This window comes from Streptomyces sp. NPDC090025 (assembly GCF_044748125.1).
Lineage (GTDB): Bacteria > Actinomycetota > Actinomycetes > Streptomycetales > Streptomycetaceae > Streptomyces.
Genome location: NZ_JBIVFL010000012.1, coordinates 153993 through 175780, shown reverse-complemented (window position 1 = coordinate 175780; position 21788 = coordinate 153993). Strand labels below are relative to the sequence as shown.

The following is a 21788-nucleotide window of genomic DNA, read 5'->3' as shown; positions in this document are numbered from 1 at the left end:
CGTGAGCCGCGTGCGCGACGCCCCGGACGGGCGCCGCCCGGCGCTGAAATAGACTCCCGCGCATGCTGCGCGTACTGGCCGTCGACGACGAGGCGCCGGCCCTCGGGGAACTCCTCTACCTCCTGCGGGCCGACCCCCGGGTGCGCTGCGCCGAGGGCGCGGGCGACGCCACCGAGGCGCTGCGCAGGATCGGCCGGGCGGTCGGCGCGGACCCCGGCGCCGACGAGGGCATCGACGTCGTCTTCCTCGACATCCACATGCCGGGCCTCGGCGGTCTCGACCTGGCCCGGCTGCTCGGCGGCTTCGCCCGGCCGCCGCTGATCGTCTTCGTCACCGCCCACGAGGGCTTCGCCGTCCAGGCGTTCGACCTGGAGGCGGTGGACTACGTGCTCAAGCCGGTACGGCGCGAGCGCCTCGCCGAGGCCGTACGCCGGGTGCACGACCTGGTGCACGCCGCTCCGGCAGCGGGGACCGGCCTCGGGACCGGGCCCGGTGCCGAGCCCACGGGCGGTCCGGTGGCGGGGGAGCCGGCCGGTGGCGCGGCGCCCGAGCAGATCCCGGTCGAACTCGGCGGTGTCACCCGCTTCGTGGCCGTGGCCGACATCGCGTACGTGGAGGCGCAGGGCGACTACGCCCGGCTGCACACCGACCAGGGCAGCCATCTGGTGCGGGTGCCGCTCTCGGTCCTTGAGGAGCGCTGGGCCGCGCACGGCTTCGTCCGGATCCACCGCAGCCATCTGGTCGCGCTCGGCCGCATCGACGAACTGCGGCTCGACGCCGGGGCGACGAGTGTCCGGGTCGGCGACACGGTGCTGGCGGTCTCCCGGCGGCACGCCCGCGAGCTGCGCGACCTGCTGATGCGCCGGGCCCGCGGCTGAGGGGCCCGGGCCGAACGGCTGACGGACCCGGGCCGCACGGCTGACGTACGTCAGCACAGATGCAGTGCCAGGTGGCTCAGGGCCACGCCCAACTGCCAGGCGGGGAGCCAGACCTGACGGTCCTCGTCCACCGCGCCGAGCCCCGCGAGCCCGGCCAGGTCGGCGGCCCGCAGCTCGGTGTCGCGCAGCCGTCGCCAGGTGTCCCGGGCGAGCGCCAGATCGGGCTCGGCGAGGCCGGGCGCGAGCCCGGGCCCGGGCAGTCCGGTGGCGGCCGCCGCCAGGCGTTCGTCCACCCAGGAGGACCAGGGGTGGTCGTGCGCGGTACGGCGCAGCCAGCCGTCCGGGCCCGCGCCGCCGAGCAGCACGGTCAGGGCGAGGGTCTGCACCCCGGCCCGGAACTCCAGCGTGCCGGGCGTCACCAGGCCGCTGGCGCGCAGCACGTCGTCGGCCACGTACTCGGCGCACAGCCAGTCCATCGGGACGGCGAGTCCGCCGCCTCCAGCGGCGCCGTTCGTGCTTTCGGGCAGCACCGTTTCCACCTTCTCCCGGACGTGTCTGGCGAGGCCCCGTGACGAGCCTCCTCCGAGAAGGGCGCGCGCGGGGGCAGTTCGCTCAACTGGCCCGGGTGGATTCGGACACGTTCCCCCGGCGCATCGGTGCTGGTGGGAGCCGTGTGACAGGGGTGAATCGGGGAACGTGGCGGGATGAGGGCGAACGCCGAGGTTCCGGCGGCCGGGGCGGTGCCGTCGCGGACCGCTCGGTTCAGCCGAGCAGCGCGTACACCGCCGTGGCGTGCGCGGCGGGCTCGTCGGAGCCCTCGGCGGTCATGGTGATGTCCGCGAAGGCCATCCGCTTGCCCGCCTTGGTCAGCCGGGCCAGGACCAGGACGTCCGAACCGGTCACCGGGCGCTGGAAGCTGATGGACTGCTGGACGGTGGTCATCGGCACGAACCCGCCCCGGGCGGCGGCCACCGCGAGCACCGTGGCGGTGTCGGCGGCGGCCATCAGGGCCTGCCCGCAGAGCCCGCCGCCCTCCCGGGCCAGCCGGTCGGACCAGGGCAGCCGCAGCACGGCCCGCTGTCCCTCGACGGAGGCCACGGACAGGCCCAGGTCGAGCACCCAGGGCGCGAAGTTGTCGGCGAGGATCTTCTCGGCGGCGGCGAGGGTCAGCGGCGCCTCGGGAGTCGGTGTCACGGGCGTCATTGTGGGGCGCCGGTGGTGACCCGGGCAACGGGGCCGCGACGGCCCGACGGCCGGTAGCCGGGGAGCCGGTGGCCGAGCTGGCGCAGCGCGTAGTGGGAACGGGACTTGACGGTCCCGGCCGGGATGCCGAGCTCGGCGGCGGCCTCGTTGACGGTGAGCCCGTGGAAGTAGATCCGTACGAGGACCGCCCGGTGCTCGGGGCGCAGGCCCCGTACCGCCTCCCGGACGTCGAGCGCGGCGACGGCGGACTCGGTCACGTCGGCCGGGTCGGGGGTGGTGGCGAGCAGGTCGTCGCCGATCTCGTTGGGCCGGGAGAGCCGGGACCTGCGGGCGTCGATGGCGAGGCGGCGGGCCACCGTGAACAGCCACGGGCGCATCGACTCGTAGGCGGAGTCGAAGACCTCGGGGTGCAGCCAGGCCCGCACCAGGGTCTCCTGCACCAGGTCCTCGGCGCGTTGCCGGTCGCCCTGGGTGAACCCGAGCAGGAAGGAGAACAGGGCCGGGCCGTGCTCGCGCTGGAGCGTCCGCATGGCCCGCTCGTCGGCGGTGGGAGCGGTGGCCCGGGCGGCGGCGGGGGCGGTGGCTCGGGCCGCCGAGGGCATCGGCGGCGCCGTCGGTGCGGTCGTCATGCGCCGTATGTGAACGCATCCCGGAGACGGGCGACAGGGCGCCGACCGCGCCGTGCGACGAACGGTCGAGCGGAGCGCCGAGCGGTGCGCCGAGTGGTGCGGCGAGCGGGTGGGCGGAGGAACTGCGTCCGATTCAGCGGGTTTCGCGTCGAATGCGGCATTGGCCCTTGACTGGGGCTTTTCTTCGCTGTCAATTCACAGGAACAGATGTTCATCCTACGAACCAGCGGAGTCCCGGCAGATGACCCCTCGCACCCGTACCGGCACGGCCGCGCTCGCCGTCCTCCTGCTCACCGTGACCGCCGGCTGCGCCGGTGCCGACCGCGCCGCGCAGGACCGGCCCGCGGCCACCCCCGCCCGCTCCGGCGGGAGCCCCGCCGCCCAGCGGCCCGCCGCGCCCGGGGGAGCCTCCGCCCCGACCCCGTTCACCCTGGTGGCCTCCGGCGACGTGCTGCCGCACGACTCGATCATCCGGCAGGCCGCCGCCGACGCGGGCGGCTCCGGCTACGACTTCCGGCCGATGTTCGCGGGCGTCAAGTCCGTCGTCTCGCAGGCCGACCTGGCGATCTGCCACATGGAGACGGTGTACGGCGAGGAGGGCGGCCCCTACACCGGATACCCCGCCTTCAAGTCGCCGCCGGAAGTCGCCGTCGCGCTCAAGGAGACCGGCTATGACTCCTGCTCCACCGCCTCCAACCACACCCTGGACGACGGCGCGGGCGGCCTGCGGCGCACCCTCGACGCCCTCGACAAGGCGGGCGTCAAGCACGCGGGCTCGGCCCGTACCGCCGCCGAGGCCGCCCGGCCCACCCTGCTCAAGGCCGGGCACGCCACCGTGGCCCAGCTCGCCTACACCTACGACACCAACGGGTATCCGCTGCCCGACGGCCAGCCCTGGGCGGTCAACCTGATCGACCAGGACAAGATCGTCGCCGACGCCCGGGCCGCCCGGAAGGCCGGGGCGGACGTCGTCGTGGTCTCGATCCACTGGGGCACCGAGTGGCAGCCCGAGCCCGACGACCGCCAGCTGACCCTGGGCCGGGCGCTGACCGCGTCGCGGACCGGCGGCCGCCCCGACATCGACGTCATCATCGGCACCCATGCCCATGTCCCGCAGCCCTACGAGAAGGTCAACGGGACCTGGATCGTCTACGGCATGGGCGACCAGATCGCCGGAGACATGATCAACTACGCGGGCGAGCACGACGGGCGCGGCAACCAGGGCTCCATCGCCCGCTTCACCTTCTCGCCGCCCGCCACCCAGGGCGCCCGGTGGCAGGTCACCAAGGCCGAGTTCGTGCCGCAGTTCTTCGACACCGGCCGGGGCCGGGTGGTCAACCTCAACGCCGCGATCAAGAAGGGCGAGGAGCGGTACACGGAACCGCGCGACGCGATCCGGCGGGTGGTCCTGGACCGGGGCGCGGCGAAGGACGGCCTGGTGATGGGGGAGTAGCGGGCGGCCGTACGGGCCGGGTCACGGCGGGCCGGGGCGGCCGGGTGCTACGGGACGACCGTGACCGGCCAGCGGCCCGCCTTCACCAGGCGCACCGCCACCGAGCCGATGATCCGGTGCCCGGCCGACTCCGACGCGCCGACCACCACCGCGTCCGCCTTCAGCTCGTCGGCGGCGGTGACGAGCCCCGCGTAGGCGTCACCGCGGAAGGTGTGGAACTCCCAGCGGACCTGGAAGATGTCCTTGACCCGCTCCGCGGACTCCCGGATCTCGGCCACCAGGCCGTCCGCGATCTCCTCGGTGGCACCGGCGATCGGCGCCCCCATCGACTGGCCCGCCGCGAGCACCGGCTGCACGTACACGAGTGCCAGGAGCGCGTTCTGCCGCCGGGCGAGCCCCGCCGCGTACGACGCCGCGCGCAGCGAGGACGACGAACCGTCGACCCCGGCGACGATCACCTTCGGACCGTCCGTACCTCGTTCGAATCCACTCACGCCCCGAGGCTATCGGCTCATCAGGTGTTTTCGGTTCACGGGCCGGTGTCGCTGCGGGGCGGCCGGGGTCCACCGTTCGCACCATTGGTCATGAAAAAGGATGAGCAGACCACGGGGCGCCGGTCGCTGCTGCGGATCGCCGCCGCCCTTGGCGCCACCGCCGCCGTCGGGGTCTTCGCCACCGACCGGATGAGCGCCCCCGGGGCCGCCCCGGAAGCCGCCGCGGGCCCCGGTCCTGGTCCCGGCGCCCCGCCCGTACGGCCGAGCGCCCCCGCCGCAGGACCCCAGGCGCAGAGCCAGGCCCAGGCCCAGGCCCAGGCGCGGGCCCAGGCGCAAGCCGCGCGGCTGCGCCCGGCCGCGTACCGGCTCCAGCCGATGACCGGCTACGCGCCGCCCGCCTTCCGGCGTGCGGTCCCGCCGGTCAGGACCCGGCCCTTCCTCCATCTCACCGGCGTCGGCCGTTCGATGGTGCTCACCTTCGACGACGGACCCGACCCCCGCTACACCCCGGACATCCTCGCCACCCTGCGCCGCCACGGCGTCCGCGCCATGTTCTTCGTCTGCGGCGAGATGGCGGTCGACAACCAGGACCTGCTCAAGGAGATGGCGGCGGACGGCCACATCGTCGGCAACCACTCCTGGTCCCATCCGCTGATCCCCAAACTGCGCCCGTCCCGGATCCGCCAGGAGCTCGGCGCCACCAGCGACGTCGTCGAACAGGCCCTGGGCGCACCGCCGTTGTGGTACCGCGCGCCCTACGGGGCGTGGAACCGGCTGTCGTTCGAGATCGGCGCCGAACTCGGCATGGAGCCGCTCGCCTGGACCGTGGACACCCTCGACTGGCAGGAGCCGCCCACGAACAGCATCGTCCGCCGGGTGCTCGACGGGGCGGGCCCCGGGGTCGTGGTGCTCAACCACGACGCGGGCGGCAACCGTTCGCACACCGTCGCCGCGCTGAACCGCTATCTGCCCCAACTCCTCGACCAGGGCTACAGCATCACCGTCCCGCGCCGCTGACCGTACCCACGGCCCGCACGCGATGGCCCCGACACCCTTTCGGTGTCGGGGCCTTCTTCCTGTGGCTCGGTTCGCCTCCGGGCGCCTCAGCGTGTGTCGACGGTCGACCGTGCTCGGTCCCTCGTACCTCGGGACCTCCGCGCGCTCTCCCTTTCGACACCCACGGCGCCCTTCGGCTCACTCGCCCGTACGGGCGGACGTCCGCCGCTAGCGCGAGCCCACCATCCGCGCGTACACCACCACATTGCCGTCGTAGCCGCGCGACCGCGAGTAGCCGCCGCCGCAGGTGATGACCCGCAACTCCGGTTCCCCGGTGTCCGCGTAGACCTGCACGCCGGGGAAGTCGTTCTTGTCGTAGACCTCGACCCCATAGATCTCGAACAGCGCCACCCGCCCGTCGTACCGGTCGACCTCGATGTGCTGGCCCTTCTCCAGCGAGCCGAGGCCGTAGAACACCGCGGGCCCCGTCATGTTGTCGACATGGCCGACGACCACCGCGGTGCCGCGCTGGCCGGGCGAGATGCCGTTCTGGTACCAGCCCGCCAAGTTGCGGTCCTGGGGCGGCGGCGCGGCGATCCAGCCGTTCTGGTCCAGGCCGACGTCCATGATCGGGGCGGCCACCCGGATCGCCGGGATCCGGATGCGCGAGGCCGGCGCGTACGGCAGTGTCTGCACCGCGGCGGCCGTCGCGGCGGGCGCGACCGGCCGGGCGACCGGACGGGCCGCGGCGGCGGGCTGCGGCGGGCCCGCGTCGAAGCCGGTGCCGTTGCGCATCATGGCCAGGCCGGACAGCATGACGAGAGCCAGCGCGCCCCAGGGTTGGCGTCTTCTGGCGGCGTCGAACAGGCTGAAGTCCTTGGGGCTCATCGTTCTCCCTTGGTGGCGTCACCGCGTCACGGGAACGGTAAGGGCGTCGCGCCGAACCGGCGCTCCGGGCGGAGCGAACGGGTGTCGGCCGTCGCGGGGGCCGGGGAACGGGTGATCAGCCATCCGAGTCATCATCCGATCATCGTTCTGACCCGGTGTGACCTGCGGGTCCGTCAGATTCCACCCCCCGTTCGGCCGGTGCCCGGGCTCACCAGGGTGGCCCAGTTCCGAAATGCGGCGATCCTCGCCACTTGTGATGGTTCGTCATGGAAGGCGTACTCGTCGAATCTCCCGGAGCACCGCTTTGGGGCGTCTTCCACTGGAGGTTCCACCATGCGTGCTGCACGCACTCTGGCGGTGACGGCGACCGCTTTCGCGGCGCTCGGGCTCGCGGCCCCCCTCGCCACCGCCACCAACGGGCCGACCAACGTCACCGTGAATCCGTACGACGTGCATGCGGGTTCGACCATCACCATCACCGCCAAGGGCTGCGGGCACGGCGGCACGGTCACGTCCAACGCGTTCCCCGAGACCAGCCTCTCGGTGAACTCCAACGGGCTGTCCAGCGGGATCGCCCGCATCTTCAACAACGCCACCCCCGGCCAGTACAACCTGGCCGTGAAGTGCAGCGACAACAGCAGCGTCGTGACCCACCCGTTCCGGGTCCTGCCGGGCCGCGGCGCGCAGGGCGGTCTGGGCGGCGCGCTCGCGCCGAGCTCCACCGAGATGGCGGTCGGCGGCAGCCTGGTCGCCGCCGCCGCGCTGGGCGGTGGCGTGTTCATCGCCCGCCGTCGCCGTACGTCCGGCGCCGGGGTCTGACCGCTCGGAACCGCCCGGCCGGCCCGACCCCGGCCCGTCACGCCCGTCGCCCCCGAACCCTGTGCAGGGTCCGGGGGCGACGGGCGTACCGCGAGCCGGGTACGGGGGAGCGGGCAGGCCGGGTCAGTGGCGGCGGCCGTCGGACGACGACCTGCGGCGGACCACCACGGCCACCCCGGCCGCCGCGGCGAGCACCATCGCCCCGCCCGCGGCGAAGGTCCAGGTGCCGGCCCCGTCGAAGGAGCCGCCGAGGCCGCCCTGCACCCCGCGCGGGGTGGTCAGGACCGTCGAGCGGGCGGTGGGCGTCGGGCTGGTGCCGCCGCTGATGGTCAGGTCGACGGTGCCCTGGCCGCCGCCGGTGCAGTTGAACGACACCGTGTAGACCGCGCCGCGCTTGGCGTCCGCGTCGACCGTGGCGGTGACCGCGGAGCCCGGCGCGATGGTGGCGGTGTCGAAGATGCCCGCCGACGCGGTGGCGGTGCTCGAACAGCCGGGCGCGCTGAGCGTGATCCGGCCGCCGGGCGCCACCGTCGACGGCGAGACGGTGAAGTCCCCCACCGCCTTGGCGCGGGGCGCCGGGGCGCCGTCGACGGCGACGGCGGGCACGGCGAAGGGGGCGGCCAGGGCGAGGCCGGCCGCCCCCAGCAGAGCGGTGGAAGCGGCACGTATCGCGCGCATGGTGGATCCTCCGGGTCCCCGAGGAGCAGCCGCGGACCGGATATCCACGGCAGAGGCAGGACATGCCCCTCGTTGCCCGAAACGCTAGGAGCGCACTATCACAGCCGCGATCCCAGACGTGCGAATGGGGCACCAAGGTCACCCGCGCGGCGCAGTGCCGTGTCGGGCCTCAGCCGCTGATCTGCGGGAACAGATCGACGAACGGCGCCGATGTGGCCGCGATGCCGCGGCTGAACGGTGAGTCGAAGTCCCAGATGAGGAACAGCAGGAAGGCGATCAGCGCGCTGAACAGTCCGGCGAGCAGCAACTCCCGTCCGGTGCGCCTGATCTGGAGCGTGAAGATCAGGCCCACCGTCACCAGGGCGCCGATGATCAGGCCGAACCACACCACCCCCGGCATGGTGGCCCCGGCGTTCTGCCCCCGGGAGCCGCGGGCGTCGTCGGCCACCCCGACCTGGTCCACCAGCGGCTGGTACGCCTGCCCCTCGAAGTCGTTGGCGGGCTGGTAGTCGGTGACGCTGCGCCGCACCTTCTGCAGCAGCTCGGTGCCGCGCTCGCTCAGCTCACCGTGCTCCGACATGTACGGGAACTCGTCCTGGACCACGTACCGGACGTACGCGTCGACGTCGGCCCTGATCCGCTCGCGCGGCGCGAGCGGGTACACCTCGACCCGCTCGGACACCTCGTGCAGCGCCTGCGCCTCCTGTCGGACGGTCTCCTGCGCGGCGCTGCGGGCCTCCCAGACACCGGCGATGGCGAGGCCGAGGACGATCGCGTAGACCACGCCGATCATCATCGTCATGTACTCGATGACGTCGGGTGTCTCGTTCGGATCGTCGTCGTCGGGGACCCGGCGGTTGTTGATGACCACGATGGTCAGCACGACGGCGCACGCCGCGGCCATCGCGAGGGTGAGCACTACCCATTCGGACAAGGGATTCCTCCGGAAGACCTGGGCTCAACGGGAGCGGGGGCGCAGGATCGCGGTCGCGAGCACTGCGGGGGCGGTGATCAGCAGGGTCGTGGAGAGCACGTCGGGTGCCCTCTTCGGCTTCACCCGGGTCGCCCGCCGGTAGTGCGGCAGGGCGACGGGGGTGGCCGGACGCGGCCGCACCGTGGGCGCCGGAGCCGGGTTCGGCGGCTCGGGCTCGGGTGCGGGCGGCGGTGGCGGTACGGGCCGGGGTGGGGCCGGTACGGGCTTCGCCGGGGGCGCGGGCACCGGCCGGGGTTTCGGCGGTGGCGGCGGCCTGGTGGGCTCGGGCGTCGGCGGCGGCTGGGTCGGCACCGGGGTCCTGCTCGGGCTCGGTTTCGGCGTGGGAGTCGGCGACGGGGTCGGGGTGGGGGTCGGTGTCGGCTTGCACGTCTCGGTCGGCTCGGGCGTGGGCTCGGGCGTCTTGGTCGGGTGCGGATGCGTCGGGTGCGGCGGATGAGGGTGGTGGTGCGGGGGCCGCGGGCAGTGCCCGTGGCCCGCGACCGCCACCGCGCTCACGCCGCCGGGGCCGGTCGACGCCGAGGCGCAGGCGTCCGCGGTCGCGGGTTCGGCGGGCGCGGTGAGCAGCCACACCAGCGCGGCGGCCGCGAGCGGCCGGACGAGGCGCGCCGCGCGCCGGGCCGGCCGGCGGCGGGCGGGCCCGGGGCGGGCGGAGCCGTTCTGAGGCAGGAGGGACACGCCGAGCAGCCTCGGCATCCGAGGGGCGGACGGGGGCCGGAACGGCCCCGGATTCCCCGGATGGAGCGGATCTCGGGGTGCATTGGTTTGACGTTTCCTCCGAGCGTGTCGTGTCACGCGCTGCCCAACGCGCCAAGGCCCGGACCGTTGCGGGGGATTGACTGTGAATCGGCTGACGTCGCCGCACGATCGGTTCAATGTGCGACAACTGGCCGGTTGTCAGCGTCCGTTGGGGCCGCCGAAGCCCTTGTCAGGGCCTTCCGGCTGCGGCGTAAGGCCCGTGCGGGATCCGCACGACCATATGCACGTGAATTTGCACGGCCTGAAGGCGTGAACTCTTCCTTACCCCGAGCACGTGCCAATGGCGTGTGACCAAGAACGGATCGCCAATTTCCGTTTCTGCTCGCTCTCTCGGCGGGCGATCAGTAGCCTCAGCTCGAACGTAGGCCGCGAACACCTGGCCGCATCCCCACGGCGACTTGTTGGAGACTTTGATGGAGCGTCCCGCCTGGGCTCCGCCCGGCATCGATATCTCGGTGCCGAGCGTGTCCCGAATGTACGACTTCTATCTGGGCGGCTCGCACAATTTCGAAGTGGACCGGGAAGCGGCCCGCAAGGCGATGGACTTCCTGCCGGGGCTGCCCAAGATCATGCAGGCGAACCGTGCCTTCATGCGCCGCGCCGTCCGGCACGCCGTCGGCCAGGGCGTCACCCAGTTCCTCGACATCGGCTCCGGCATACCCACCTTCGGCAACGTCCACGAGGTCGCCCAGGCCGCCAGCGACGAGGCCCGCGTGGTGTACGTCGACCACGACCCGGTCGCCGTCGCCCACAGCCGCGCCGTGCTCGACGGCGACCCCCGCTCCACCGTGGTCGCCGCCGACCTGCGCAAGCCGCGGGAGATCCTGCACAGCCCCGAGACGGCGGAACTGCTCGACCTGGACCGCCCGGTGGCCCTGCTGCTCGTCGCCGTCCTGCACTTCCTGGAGGACGCGGACGAGCCCTACCAGGCCGTCGCCGAACTCCTCGACGCGCTCGCCCCCGGCAGCCTGCTGGTCCTCACCCACGCCTCGTACGAGGGCATCCCGGTCTCCCAGGAACGCGCCGCCGGCACCGTCGGCGTCTACCGCGACATCCGCAACCCGCTGGTGATGCGCTCCCACGACGAGATCGCCCGCTTCTTCACCGGCACCGAACTCCTCGACCCCGGAGTCGTCGCCATGCCGCTGTGGCGGCCCGAGAGCACCGACACGGACGAGGAGGAGGACCCGTTCGCCTTCTCCGGGTTCGCCGGGGTGGGGCGCAAGGCGTGAAGGTCCCCTCCCAGCCCGCCGCCCCGGTGGCCGACGCCGACGGTCCCGAGGACAGACTCAGGCGGTTCGTGACCATCTGGAGCCGGGCCGTCTACCCGGTCACCGCCACGTCGATGACCCGGCAGGAGTTCGAGCGGCACCTGCTGCCGCCCGCCCGCGAGCTGTGCGCCGCGCTGCACGCCCGCCCTTTCGACACCGCGCCCGCGCACCGGGTCGGCCAGGCCCTGGTCGCCGCGCACTGCACCGACCCGGACGCCCTGGCCCGCAGCCTCGGCGTCGTCGACGCCTATCTGGTGCTCTACTGCGGCGACGAACAGGACCATTCCGCCGAGGAGTTGCGGGCCCGCTGCGCCCGGCTCCAGCACGCCGTCGCCGCCGGTTTCGCCCAGGCGCTGCGCGAACGCACCCTGAGCGAGCAGGAGTCCATAGCCCACTCGGCGCTCTCCGCCCGCAGCGCCGCCGAACTCGCCCTGCACGCCACGGAGAGCCGCTTCCGCGCGGTCTTCGACGGCGCCGCCATCGGCATCGGCGTCGCCGACCTCGCGGGCAACGTGCTCGAGGTCAACGAGACCCTCACCCGGATGTTCGGCGGCCTCGAACAGACCGTGCTCACCCGGAACATCGTCGAGTGGGTGCACCCCGAGGACGGCCCGCACGTCTGGCGCCTGTACGACGAACTCGTGCGCGGCGAACGGGACTCGTACCGGGTGGAGAAGCCGTACTACCGCGCCGACGGCACCGTCCTGTGGACCAACCTCACCGTCTCGCTGCTGCGCGACGCCGCCGGGGCGCCGCAGTACCAGCTGGCCCTCCTGGAGGACACCACCGAGCGGCGGCTGCTCAATCTGCGGCTGCGCTACGAGGCCACCCATGACGCGCTGACCGGGCTGCCCAACCGGACGCTGTTCTTCGAGCGTCTGGAGAAGACCCTCGGCCCGTCCGGCGACGACCGCTTCGGCCTGTGCTACCTCGACCTCGACGGCTTCAAGGTGATCAACGACAGCCTCGGCCACTCGGCCGGCGACCGGCTGCTCGTGGAGATCGCCGACCGGCTGCAGAGCTGCGTCACCGCCCCCGGCGAGATGGTCGCCCGGCTCGGCGGCGACGAGTTCGTCGCCCTCACCACCGGACCCGGCAGCGAGCGCAAGGTCGCCGAACTCGCCGACCGGATGCTCGCCTCCCTCGCCACCCCGGTCCGGGTCGACGGCCGCGAACTCACCGTCCGCGGCTCCGTCGGCGTCGTCGAGGGCCCGGCCCGCGAACGCACCCCGGCCGAGGTGCTGCGCAGCGCCGACATCACCATGTACCGGGCCAAGTCGGCGGGCGGCAACCGCTTCGAGTACGCCGACGAGGAGGCCGACGCCCGGGCGATCACCCGGCACGGGCTCACCACCGCGCTGCCCGCCGCCCTGGAGCGCGGCGAGTTCTTCATCGAGTACCAGCCGCTCGTGCACCTCGGCGACGGCAGCGTGCACGGCGCCGAGGCGCTGGTCCGCTGGTGCCACCCGCAGCACGGGGTGCTCGGCCCCGACCGGTTCATCCCGCTCGCCGAGAACACCGGCCTCATCGTGCCGCTCGGCCGCTGGGTGCTCCAGGAGGCGGTGCGGCAGGCCAGGTTCTGGCAGGACGAGGCGCCCGGCGGGCACCCCGCCACCGGACCGCTGCGGATCAACGTCAACCTCTCGCCGACCCAGCTGCACCACCCGGGCCTGGTCGCCGAGACCGTCGACGTCCTGGAGCGCTCCGGGCTCGAACCCGGCGCGCTGTGCCTGGAGGTCACCGAGTCGGCGCTGATCGGCGCCGACGACGACCTGCTGAAGCCGCTGCGCCAGCTCGCCGAGATGGGCGTCGACATCGCCCTCGACGACTTCGGCACCGGCTACTCCAACCTGGCCAACCTGCGGCGGCTGCCGGTCAGCGTGCTCAAGCTCGACCGGTCCTTCACCCAGGGCATGCAGCAGCACCCGGCCGACCCGGTCGACATCAAGATCGTCGAGGGCATCGTGCAACTCGCCCACAGCCTGGAGCTGGCCGTCACCGTCGAGGGCGTCGAGACCGGCGCCCAGGCCCAGCAGCTGCGCGAGCTGGGCTGCGACACCGCCCAGGGCTGGTACTACGCCCGCCCCGGCGCCCCGGACCGGATCCGCACACTGGTCCTGGCGGACGCGGTGTAGCGGCCCCGGGCCGGGGCGGCCCGGGCCTTTCGGGCTCAGGCCCCGGCGACGGGCCGCCTGGAGGCCGTCAGGAGCTTCTGCAGCTCCCGGGCGGCCCGGGGCGGCGCCACGTCGCTGCGGTGCGCGAGCGCGATCGTCCGGCGCAGCCCCGGCCGGGCCAGGGCGGTGACCCGCAGATCGCGGCCCGCCCGGGCGGCCACCATCGCCGGGACCACGGCGAGGCCGAGCCCGGCCCGTACGAAACCGAGCACCGCGTCCAGCTCGCCGCCCTCCACCGTGAACGAGGGCTCGAAGCCCTCCGCCCGGCAGGCCGCCACGGTCAGCTCCCGCAGGTCGTAGCCGTGCCGGAACATCACGAGGGGCTGGTCGCGCAGGTCCGCGATCCGCACCGGGCGGCGCGGCGGCGGCGCCGAGGACGAGGAGACCACCACCAGGTCCTCGGTCAGCAGTTCCACCGTGGTCAGCGCGGGCGACGGGGTCGGCAGCGGCAGCACCACCAGGGCCAGGTCGAGCGCCCCGCGGGCCAGCTCGCGCACCAGGTCGTGCGAGCCGCCCTCCTCGATGAGCAGCCGGATCCCCGGGTGCAGCGCGTGGAACTCGCGCAGCACGTCCGGCAGCAGCCCGGTGCACAGACTGGGCGTCGCGCCGAGCCGCACCCGGCCCCGCTTCAGCTGCACCAGCTCCTGCACCTCGTGCCGCGCGGTGTCGGTGTCGGCGAGGATCCGGCGGGCCAGCGGGAGCAGCGCCTCGCCCGCGTCGGTCAGCGCGATGTTGCCGCGGGCCCGGCTGAAGAGCTCCGCGCCCAGCTCCTGCTCCAGGGCCTTGATCTGCTGCGAGAGCGAGGGCTGCGAGACATGGACGCGCTCGGCGGCGCGGGTGAAGTGACGGGTCTCGGCGACGGCCACGAAGTACAGGAGCTGCTGGAACTGCATGACACCAGGCTACCTCGCTTCATAGTCCTGACCTATCGAGATGAGCCGAACCATGTCTTGGACCACTCGGGCCCTTCGGCCCTACCGTCGCTTGCATGGCTCTGGCAACCAAGTCCGGACGGACGACCGCACCACCACCCGCCCCGCCCCGGCGCGGCTTCTGGGCGTCGACCATCGGCAAGAAGACCGTGATGGCCGTCAGCGGCCTGCTGATGCTCGCCTATCTGGTCGCCCATGTCGCGGGCAACCTGAAGGTCTTCTTCGGCCCCGAGGAGTTCAACGGCTACGCCCACTGGCTGCGCGTCATGGGTGCGCCCGTGCTGCACCACCAGTGGGGCCTGTGGATCGCCCGGATCGTGCTGCTCGCGGCCGTGGTGCTGCACGCCGTCTCCGCGTACCAGCTCAGCAGGCGCGACATCAGGGCCCGCCCGGTCGCGTACGCGCACCGCCGCAGGCGCGCGTCCTACGCCACCCGCACCATGCGCTGGGGCGGGATCATCGTCGGCCTCTTCATCGTCTGGCACGTCCTCGACCTGACCACCGGCACCGTCCACGCGGGCGGCTTCGAGGACGGCAAGCCCTACCAGAACGTCATCGACACCTTCTCCACCTGGTACGGCAACGTCATCTACATCGTCGCCATGCTCGCCGTCGGACTCCACGTCCGGCACGGCTTCTGGAGCGCCGCCCAGACCCTCGGCGTCGGCAGCGCCCGGCGCGAGCGCGCCCTGAAGTTCCTCGCAGACGCCCTCGCGGTCACGCTGACCGCGGGATTCATCGCCGTACCCGTCGGCGTCATGACCGGAGTGGTGAACTGACATGACCGACACCGACTACGTGCTCGGCGCCCCGCTCGCCGACACCGCCGCCCCCGCGGGACCCATCGCGGACCGCTGGGACACCCGCCGCTTCGAGGCCAAGCTGGTCAACCCGGCCAACCGCCGCGGCCACCGGATCATCGTCGTCGGCACCGGCCTGGCCGGCGGCTCGGCCGGTGCGACGCTCGCCGAACAGGGCTACCAGGTCGTCCAGTTCTGCTTCCAGGACTCGCCGCGCCGGGCCCACTCCATCGCCGCGCAGGGCGGCATCAACGCCGCCAAGAACTACCGCAACGACGGCGACTCGGTGCACCGCCTCTTCTACGACACCGTCAAGGGCGGCGACTTCCGCGCCCGCGAGTCCAACGTGCACCGCCTCGCCCAGATCTCCGTCGAGATCATCGACCAGTGCGTCGCCCAGGGCGTCCCGTTCGCCCGCGAGTACGGCGGGCTGCTCGACACCCGCTCCTTCGGCGGCGTCCAGGTCTCCCGCACCTTCTACGCCCGCGGCCAGACCGGCCAGCAGCTGCTGCTCGGCGCCTACCAGGCGCTGTCGCGGCAGATCGCCGCGGGCAACGTCGAGATGCACGCCCGTACCGAGATGCTCGACCTGATCGTCGTCGACGGCCGCGCCCGCGGCATCGTCGCCCGCGACCTGGTGACCGGCGAGATCTCCACCCACTACGCCGACGCCGTCGTCCTCGCCACCGGCGGCTACGGCAACGTCTTCTACCTGTCCACCAACGCCATGAACTCCAACGCCACCGCCGTGTGGCGGGCCCACCGGCGGGGCGCGTACTTCGCCAACCCCTGCTTCACCCAGATCCACCCCACCTGCATCCCGCGCACCGGCGACCACCAGTCCAAGCTCACCCTGATGAGCGAGTCGCTGCGCAACGACGGCCGCATCTGGGTCCCCAAGGCGCACGGCGACACCCGGCCGCCCGGCCAGATCCCCGAGCACGAGCGGGACTACTACCTGGAGCGGATCTACCCCTCCTTCGGCAACCTCGTCCCCCGGGACATCGCCTCCCGCGCCGCCAAGAACGTCTGCGACGAGGGCCGCGGCGTCGGCCCCGGCGGCCAGGGCGTCTACCTCGACTTCGCCGACGCGATCCGCCGGATGGGCCGCGCCAAGGTCGAGGAGAAGTACGGCAACCTCTTCGACATGTACGAGCGGATCACCGCCGAGAACCCGTACGAGGTGCCGATGCGGATCTACCCCGCCGTGCACTACACGATGGGCGGACTCTGGGTCGACTACGACCTCCAGACCACCGTGCCCGGCCTGTTCGCCATCGGCGAGGCCAACTTCTCCGACCACGGGGCCAACCGGCTCGGCGCCTCCGCCCTCATGCAGGGCCTCGCCGACGGCTACTTCGTGCTGCCGGCCACCATCAACGACTACCTGGCCCGCCACCCGCACGCCGAGCCCGTCACCGACGACCACCCGGCCGTACGGGACGTCCTCGCCGAGACCGAGGACCGCCTCCACCTCCTCCTCGCCGTCGACGGCGACCGCACCCCCGACTCCTTCCACCGCGAACTCGGCGAACTCATGTGGGAGTTCTGCGGCATGGCCCGCACCGAGGAGGGCCTGCGCAAGGCGCTCCAGCGCATCCCCGAGATCCGCGAGGAGTTCTGGCGCCGCATCAAGGTGCCTGGTGTGGGCGAGGAGTTCAACCAGTCCCTGGAGAAGGCCAACCGGATCGTCGACTACCTGGAGCTCGCCGAGCTGATGTGCCTCGACGCGCTGCACCGCGCCGAGTCCTGCGGCGGCCACTTCCGCGAGGAGTCGCAGACCCCGGACGGCGAAGCCGCCCGCCGCGACGAGGAGTTCAGCTACGCCGCCGCCTGGGAGTTCGGCGGCGACGGCGCCCCGGTGCTCCACCAGGAAGCCCTCACCTTCGAGTACGTCCACCCCACCCAGCGGAGCTACGCATGAAGCTCAACCTGCGCGTCTGGCGCCAGAAGAACGCCGACGCCGACGGCACCATGGCCACCTACGAGGTGGACGGCGTCTCGCCCGACATGTCCTTCCTGGAGATGCTGGACACCCTCAACGAGGACCTCATCCTGCGCGGCGAGGACCCGGTCGCCTTCGACCACGACTGCCGCGAGGGCATCTGCGGCGCCTGCAGCCTGGTCATCAACGGCGACGCCCACGGCCCCGAGCGCACCACCACCTGCCAGCTCCACATGCGCTCCTTCCGGGACGGCGACACCATCGACGTCGAGCCCTGGCGGGCGGCGGCCTTCCCGGTCGTCAAGGACCTGGTGGTGGACCGTACCGCCTTCGACCGGATCATCCAGTCCGGTGGCTACGTCAGCGTCCCCACCGGCTCCGCCCCGGAGGCCCACGCCACCCCCGTCCCCAAGGCCGACGCCGACTTCGCCTTCGAGCACGCCGAGTGCATCGGCTGCGGCGCCTGCGTCGCGGCCTGCCCCAACGGCTCCGCGATGCTCTTCACCTCCGCCAAGATCAACCACCTCGGCGTCCTCCCGCAGGGCGCCCCCGAGCGCGAGACCCGCGTCCTCGACATGGTCGCCCAGATGGACGCCGAGGGCTTCGGCGGCTGCACCCTCACCGGCGAATGCGCCACCGCCTGCCCGAAGGGCATCCCGCTGCCGTCGATCGCCGCCATGAACAAGGAATGGCTGCGCGCCCAGCGCACGGCGGGCCGCCGGTAGCGCCTGGGGCGGCCGGCCGGGGGCGGACGGCCGGGGCGGTTCAGCCGTCGAGCCGGGCGGCGAGGTAGCGCGCGGTACGGCTGCCCGCCGACCGCGCCACCTCGCGCGGGGTGCCCTCGGCCACGATCCGGCCGCCCGCCGCGCCGCCGCCCGGGCCGAGGTCGAGCACCCGGTCGGCGGTCGCCACCACGTCCATGTCGTGCTCGACCACCACCACGGAGTGCCCCGCGTCGGCCAGCCCGTGCAACTGCTCCATCAGCACCTCCACATCGGCCGGGTGCAGGCCGGTGGTCGGCTCGTCGAGCACGTACAGGGTGTGCGCCCGGCGCGGGCGCTGGAGTTCGGCGGCCAGCTTGATGCGCTGCGCCTCGCCGCCCGACAGCTCGGTGGCGGGCTGGCCGAGCCGCAGATAGCCGAGCCCCACGTCCAGGAGGGTGCGCAGCACCCGGGCCGCCGTCGGGTCGTCGGCGAAGAACGCGGTCGCCGCCTCCACCGTCAGGTCGAGCACCTCGGCGATGGTCAGACCGCGCAGCCTGACCTCAAGGGTCTTTGGGTTGTAGCGGGCACCGTGACAGTCCGGGCAGGGCGCGTAGGTGCTTGGCAGGAACAGCAGCTCGACCGAGACGAACCCCTCGCCCTGACACGTCTCGCAGCGCCCGCCGGGCACGTTGAAGGAGAACCGGCCCGCCTTGTAGCCGCGCGCCCGCGCCTCCTCGGTGGCCGTGAACAGCTTCCGTACGACATCGAAAAGACCCGTGTACGTCGCCAGGTTGGAGCGCGGGGTCCGGCCGATCGGCTTCTGATCCACCGTCACCACCCGGGCCACCGCCGGGTCCCGCCCCGCCCGCTCGGTCAGCGCGCCGACCAGGGTCGACTTTCCCGAGCCCGAGACCCCGGTGACGGCGGTGAGCGCGCCGAGCGGGAACCGGGTCTCCAGGCCCCGCAGGTTGTGCCGGGTCACCGGGCCCACCGAGAGCCACCCCGACGGGGTGCGCGGGGTGCGCTCCGGCACCGGCGCCCGGTCGAACAGGAAGCGCCGGGTGGCCGATCCGGCGACCTCGGCGAGGCCCTCCGGCGGGCCGCTGTGCAGCACCAGACCGCCGTGCACCCCGGCCCGCGGGCCCACGTCCACCAGCCAGTCGGCGTGCCGCACCACGTCCAGGTGGTGCTCCACCACGAACACCGTGTTGCCGGCCGCCTTCAGCCGGTCCAGGACCACGAGCAGCGCCTCGGTGTCCGCCGGGTGCAGGCCCGCGGACGGCTCGTCGAGCACGTACACCACCCCGAACAGACCGGCCCGCAGCTGGGTGGCGAGCCGCAGCCGCTGGAGTTCGCCGTTGGACAGGGTCGGCGTCGCCCGGTCCAGGCTGAGGTAGCCGAGGCCGAGTTCGGTGACCGTGCCGATGCGCGCCACCAGGTCCTCGGTGAGCACCCGGGCCGTCTCCGAGCCCCGGTGGCCGGTCAGGATCTCGGCGAGCCCGGTCAGCGGCAGGCCCGCGAGCTCGGCGATCGTCCGGCCCGCGAACGTCACCGCCAGCGCCTCCGGGCGCAGCCTGCCGCCCCCGCACACCGGGCACGGCGCGCTGCTCAGGAACCGCTCGGCCTTCGCCCGCAGCGTGGCGCTCTTGGAGTCGGCGAAGGTGTGCAGGACGTAGCGCCGGGCGCTCATGTACGTGCCCTGGTAGGGCCGTTGGATGCGTCCGGCGTCCCGGACCGGGTGGACCGTGACGACCGGCTGCTCGTCGGTGAACAGGATCCACTCGCGGTCCTTCGCGGGCAGCTCGCGCCACGGCCGGTCCACGTCGTGCCCGAGGGTGTCGAGCACGTCCCGCAGGTTCTTGCCCTGCCAGGCGCCCGGCCAGGCCGCGATGGCGCCGTCCCGGATCGACAACCCCGGGTCGGGGACGAGGAGTTCCTCGCTGGTGTCGTGGACCCGGCCGAGTCCGTGGCACGAAGGGCAGGCCCCGGCGGCGGTGTTGGGGGAGAAGGCGTCCGAGTCGAGCCGCTCCGCGCCCGGCGGATAGGCGCCCGCGCGGGAGAACAGCATCCGCAGCGAGTTGGACAGCGTGGTCACCGTGCCCACCGACGACCGCGCGTTCGGCGCGGCCCGGCGCTGTTCGAGGGATACGGCGGGCGGCAGCCCGGTGATCTCCGCCACCTTCGGCGCCCCCACCTGGTGGATCAGCCGCCGGGCGTACGGCGCCACCGACTCGAAGTAGCGGCGCTGCGCCTCCGCGAAGACCGTCCCGAACGCGAGCGACGACTTGCCGGATCCCGACACCCCGGTGAAGACGGTGAGCGCGTCACGCGGGATGTCCACGTCCACGCCCCGCAGATTGTGCTCCCGGGCGCCCCTGACCCGGACGAACGGATCATGACCGCCGCCTGCGGGACGATCGCCCGGCGCGGTGCCGGGGCGGGCGTGCGGGGCGGGGGTCTCGGGGTGGCGCATCCGCCGATTCTACCCGCCGGTCACCACGTTCGTGCTGGTCAGACCCGCCAGCCGGGCGAGCTCGCGGTACGAGCGGAGCAGCGCGTCCCGGTCGTGGGTGCTGGTCGTCACCAGGACCTCGTCGGCGCCGGTCCCGGTCACCGCCCGGGCCAGCTCGGCCGCGACCCGCTCGGGAGTCCCGTACACATGCCCGCGCAGCCCCGCCTCGTAGAACCCGCGCTGCTTCTCCGAGAGCCCGGACCCCTCGGGCCCCTCGGCCCGCTCGAACCGTTCGATCGCCTCCGGCGGCAGCAGCGGCGGGAACACCCCACGGGTCCGCGACCACGCCATCGACCAGGCTTCCGGCTTCAGCAGCCGGGCCGCCTCCGCGTCGGTGCGGGCGACCAGCACGGTGCCCGCCACGATCACATACGGCTCGGCGGACCAGCTGGAGGGCGTGAACGCGGACCGGTAGCCCTCGATCGCCTCCTGGACCCGCGCCCGGCCGCGCAGATCGCCGATCACCAGCGGCAGCCCGGCCTTCGCCGCGATGGCCGCGCCCTCGCCGGTGGCGAGGACGTACGGCGGCACCCGCAGGCCCTCGGCGGGCCGCGCGTGCACCTGCGGATGGGCGGTCTGCCCGCCGGTGAACCAGCCGAGCAGCTCGTCGAGTTGCTCCCCGAACCGGTCCGCGTCGTCCTTGTCCCGGCCGAGCGCCCGCCGGATGCCGTCGGTGAAGCCGACGGACCGGCCGAGCCCCATGTCGATCCGGCCCGGGAACAGCGACTCCAGGACGCCGAACTGCTCGGCCACCACCATCGGCTGGTGGTTGGGCAGCATCACCCCGCCCGTGCCCACCCGGATCCGCGAGGTCGCGGCGGCGACGGCGGCGGCGAGCACGGTCGGCGCGGACCCGGCCACCCCCGGCACGCTGTGGTGCTCCGCGACCCAGAACCGGTGATAGCCCAGGGCCTCCGCCTCCTTGGCCAGCGCGACCGTGGCACGCAGCGCCACGCCCGGGTCCTCGCCGTCCCGGGTGCGGGAGCGGTCGAGGACCGAGAATCGGATGCCGGCCAGGGGGTTCGTCGTCATGGGGCTCACACCAGGGTTCAACGTCCCGGGGCGGCGAGGATTCCCGCCCGGCCCCGGCTGCCTAGGCTGGGGGAGTGACCCGACCCGAACCCGTACGTGCACCTGTACCAGCGTCCGCGACCGCATCCGTACCCGCATCCGAGGCCGGATCCAGGCCCGTGGCCGTCTTCGACCTCGACAACACGCTCGCCTCCACCGCCCACCGGCAGCACTTCCTGGAGGGCAAGCCCCGCGACTGGGCCGGATTCTTCGCCGCCGCGCCCGCGGACCCGCCGCTCGCGGACGGCGTCGAGCTGTGCCGGGAGTCCGGCACCGACTGCGACGTCGTGTATCTGACCGGCCGGCCGGAGCGCTGCCGCCGTGACACCCTCGCCTGGCTCGCCGCGCACGACCTGCCCGAGGGCCCGGTGCACATGCGGCGCGACCGGGACTTCCGCCCGGCCCGGCAGACCAAGCTGGAGGTGCTGCGACGGCTGGCCAGGGACCGGGAGATCCGGTTCCTCGTCGACGACGACGAACTGGTCTGCGACGCCGCCGAGGAGGCGGGCTTCACCGTGGTGCGGGCCCGCTGGGCGGCGAGCTCCGAGGCGCTGAAGGACGCGCAGGAGAAGGACGGCAGGACCTGATCCG

At 73.3% G+C, this 21788-nt stretch carries 21 protein-coding genes; 10 read left to right on the top strand and 11 right to left on the bottom strand.

The features are described from left to right. The first annotated feature begins 62 nt into the window (after positions 1-62). A complete protein-coding gene (locus ACIPXM_RS25710) occupies positions 63-878 on the top strand; it encodes a LytR/AlgR family response regulator transcription factor (protein ID WP_401659639.1) in 816 nt (271 codons plus the stop codon). Between the two features lie 50 nt (positions 879-928). On the opposite strand, the gene ACIPXM_RS25705 is transcribed toward ACIPXM_RS25710, so the two are convergent. From ACIPXM_RS25705 to ACIPXM_RS25695, 3 genes are all read right to left on the bottom strand, one after another. After that, positions 929-1408 carry a hypothetical protein gene (locus ACIPXM_RS25705; RefSeq protein ID WP_401659637.1) on the bottom strand — a complete coding sequence of 160 codons (480 nt, stop codon included), beginning with the start codon at positions 1406-1408 and terminating at the stop codon, positions 929-931. A gap of 232 nt (positions 1409-1640) precedes the next feature. Then, positions 1641-2081 (bottom strand): PaaI family thioesterase, encoded by a 441-nt coding sequence (locus ACIPXM_RS25700; RefSeq protein WP_401659634.1) that lies wholly within the window; start codon positions 2079-2081, stop codon positions 1641-1643. Next, positions 2078-2683, bottom strand: coding sequence for a sigma-70 family RNA polymerase sigma factor (locus ACIPXM_RS25695; protein WP_401659866.1), 606 nt, complete (start codon positions 2681-2683; stop codon positions 2078-2080). The genes ACIPXM_RS25700 and ACIPXM_RS25695 overlap by 4 nt, the downstream gene beginning before the upstream one ends. 268 nt (positions 2684-2951) lie before the next feature. On the opposite strand from ACIPXM_RS25695, the gene ACIPXM_RS25690 reads away from it, so the two are divergent. Then, positions 2952-4163, top strand: a complete 1212-nt coding sequence (locus ACIPXM_RS25690) for a CapA family protein (protein ID WP_401659631.1) — start codon at positions 2952-2954, stop codon at positions 4161-4163. A gap of 47 nt (positions 4164-4210) precedes the next feature. On the opposite strand, the gene ACIPXM_RS25685 is transcribed toward ACIPXM_RS25690, so the two are convergent. Continuing rightward, the gene (locus ACIPXM_RS25685; RefSeq protein ID WP_401659629.1) at positions 4211-4657 is read right to left on the bottom strand and encodes a universal stress protein; all 447 of its coding nucleotides are present in this window, start codon (positions 4655-4657) and stop codon (positions 4211-4213) included. Positions 4658-4747: 90 nt separating this feature from the next. On the opposite strand from ACIPXM_RS25685, the gene ACIPXM_RS25680 reads away from it, so the two are divergent. Then, positions 4748-5674 (top strand): polysaccharide deacetylase family protein, encoded by a 927-nt coding sequence (locus ACIPXM_RS25680; protein WP_401659626.1) that lies wholly within the window; start codon positions 4748-4750, stop codon positions 5672-5674. A 207-nt stretch (positions 5675-5881) separates the two neighbouring features. Here the strand turns inward: ACIPXM_RS25680 and ACIPXM_RS25675 are convergent, their stop codons facing one another. Beyond that, on the bottom strand, positions 5882-6541 hold the full coding sequence (locus ACIPXM_RS25675) for a class F sortase (RefSeq protein ID WP_401659623.1): 660 nt from the start codon (positions 6539-6541) through the stop codon (positions 5882-5884). 333 nt (positions 6542-6874) lie between these two features. On the opposite strand from ACIPXM_RS25675, the gene ACIPXM_RS25670 reads away from it, so the two are divergent. Beyond that, positions 6875-7360, top strand: a complete 486-nt coding sequence (locus tag ACIPXM_RS25670) for a hypothetical protein (RefSeq protein ID WP_401659620.1) — start codon at positions 6875-6877, stop codon at positions 7358-7360. Between the two features lie 123 nt (positions 7361-7483). On the opposite strand, the gene ACIPXM_RS25665 is transcribed toward ACIPXM_RS25670, so the two are convergent. The 3 genes from ACIPXM_RS25665 to ACIPXM_RS25655 all read right to left on the bottom strand — a co-directional run bounded on the left by ACIPXM_RS25665 (position 7484) and on the right by ACIPXM_RS25655 (position 9707). Next, positions 7484-8038, bottom strand: coding sequence for a hypothetical protein (locus tag ACIPXM_RS25665; RefSeq protein WP_401659617.1), 555 nt, complete (start codon positions 8036-8038; stop codon positions 7484-7486). 169 nt (positions 8039-8207) lie between these two features. Next, the gene (locus ACIPXM_RS25660; RefSeq protein WP_401659614.1) at positions 8208-8972 is read right to left on the bottom strand and encodes a hypothetical protein; all 765 of its coding nucleotides are present in this window, start codon (positions 8970-8972) and stop codon (positions 8208-8210) included. Positions 8973-8996: 24 nt separating this feature from the next. Beyond that, the gene (locus ACIPXM_RS25655; protein ID WP_401659611.1) at positions 8997-9707 is read right to left on the bottom strand and encodes a hypothetical protein; all 711 of its coding nucleotides are present in this window, start codon (positions 9705-9707) and stop codon (positions 8997-8999) included. Between the two features lie 494 nt (positions 9708-10201). Between ACIPXM_RS25655 and ACIPXM_RS25650 the strand changes: the two genes are divergently transcribed. Together ACIPXM_RS25650 and ACIPXM_RS25645 are read left to right on the top strand one after the other, a co-directional pair. Further along, positions 10202-11020 carry an SAM-dependent methyltransferase gene (locus ACIPXM_RS25650; protein ID WP_401659608.1) on the top strand — a complete coding sequence of 273 codons (819 nt, stop codon included), beginning with the start codon at positions 10202-10204 and terminating at the stop codon, positions 11018-11020. Next, positions 11017-13194, top strand: coding sequence for a putative bifunctional diguanylate cyclase/phosphodiesterase (locus ACIPXM_RS25645; RefSeq protein ID WP_401659606.1), 2178 nt, complete (start codon positions 11017-11019; stop codon positions 13192-13194). Before ACIPXM_RS25650 ends, ACIPXM_RS25645 begins: the two co-directional genes overlap by 4 nt. A gap of 35 nt (positions 13195-13229) precedes the next feature. Here the strand turns inward: ACIPXM_RS25645 and ACIPXM_RS25640 are convergent, their stop codons facing one another. Next, positions 13230-14126, bottom strand: coding sequence for a LysR family transcriptional regulator (locus tag ACIPXM_RS25640; protein ID WP_401659603.1), 897 nt, complete (start codon positions 14124-14126; stop codon positions 13230-13232). Between the two features lie 95 nt (positions 14127-14221). On the opposite strand from ACIPXM_RS25640, the gene ACIPXM_RS25635 reads away from it, so the two are divergent. The 3 genes from ACIPXM_RS25635 to ACIPXM_RS25625 are packed head-to-tail and all read left to right on the top strand — an operon-like array spanning position 14222 to position 17635. Continuing rightward, positions 14222-14944 (top strand): succinate dehydrogenase, encoded by a 723-nt coding sequence (locus ACIPXM_RS25635; protein WP_401659600.1) that lies wholly within the window; start codon positions 14222-14224, stop codon positions 14942-14944. 1 nt (position 14945) lies between these two features. After that, positions 14946-16889, top strand: coding sequence for a fumarate reductase/succinate dehydrogenase flavoprotein subunit (locus tag ACIPXM_RS25630; RefSeq protein ID WP_401659597.1), 1944 nt, complete (start codon positions 14946-14948; stop codon positions 16887-16889). Beyond that, positions 16886-17635 (top strand): succinate dehydrogenase/fumarate reductase iron-sulfur subunit, encoded by a 750-nt coding sequence (locus ACIPXM_RS25625; RefSeq protein WP_401659594.1) that lies wholly within the window; start codon positions 16886-16888, stop codon positions 17633-17635. Before ACIPXM_RS25630 ends, ACIPXM_RS25625 begins: the two co-directional genes overlap by 4 nt. A gap of 40 nt (positions 17636-17675) precedes the next feature. Here the strand turns inward: ACIPXM_RS25625 and ACIPXM_RS25620 are convergent, their stop codons facing one another. Both ACIPXM_RS25620 and ACIPXM_RS25615 read right to left on the bottom strand, forming a co-directional pair. Further along, positions 17676-20087 (bottom strand): ATP-binding cassette domain-containing protein, encoded by a 2412-nt coding sequence (locus tag ACIPXM_RS25620; RefSeq protein ID WP_401659591.1) that lies wholly within the window; start codon positions 20085-20087, stop codon positions 17676-17678. Between the two features lie 9 nt (positions 20088-20096). Next, complete coding sequence (locus tag ACIPXM_RS25615) at positions 20097-21158, bottom strand: LLM class flavin-dependent oxidoreductase (RefSeq protein ID WP_401659589.1); 1062 nt, start codon at positions 21156-21158, stop codon at positions 20097-20099. A 158-nt stretch (positions 21159-21316) separates the two neighbouring features. On the opposite strand from ACIPXM_RS25615, the gene ACIPXM_RS25610 reads away from it, so the two are divergent. After that, the gene (locus ACIPXM_RS25610) at positions 21317-21784 is read left to right on the top strand and encodes a hypothetical protein (RefSeq protein WP_401659587.1); all 468 of its coding nucleotides are present in this window, start codon (positions 21317-21319) and stop codon (positions 21782-21784) included. The last annotated feature ends 4 nt before the right edge of the window (positions 21785-21788 follow it).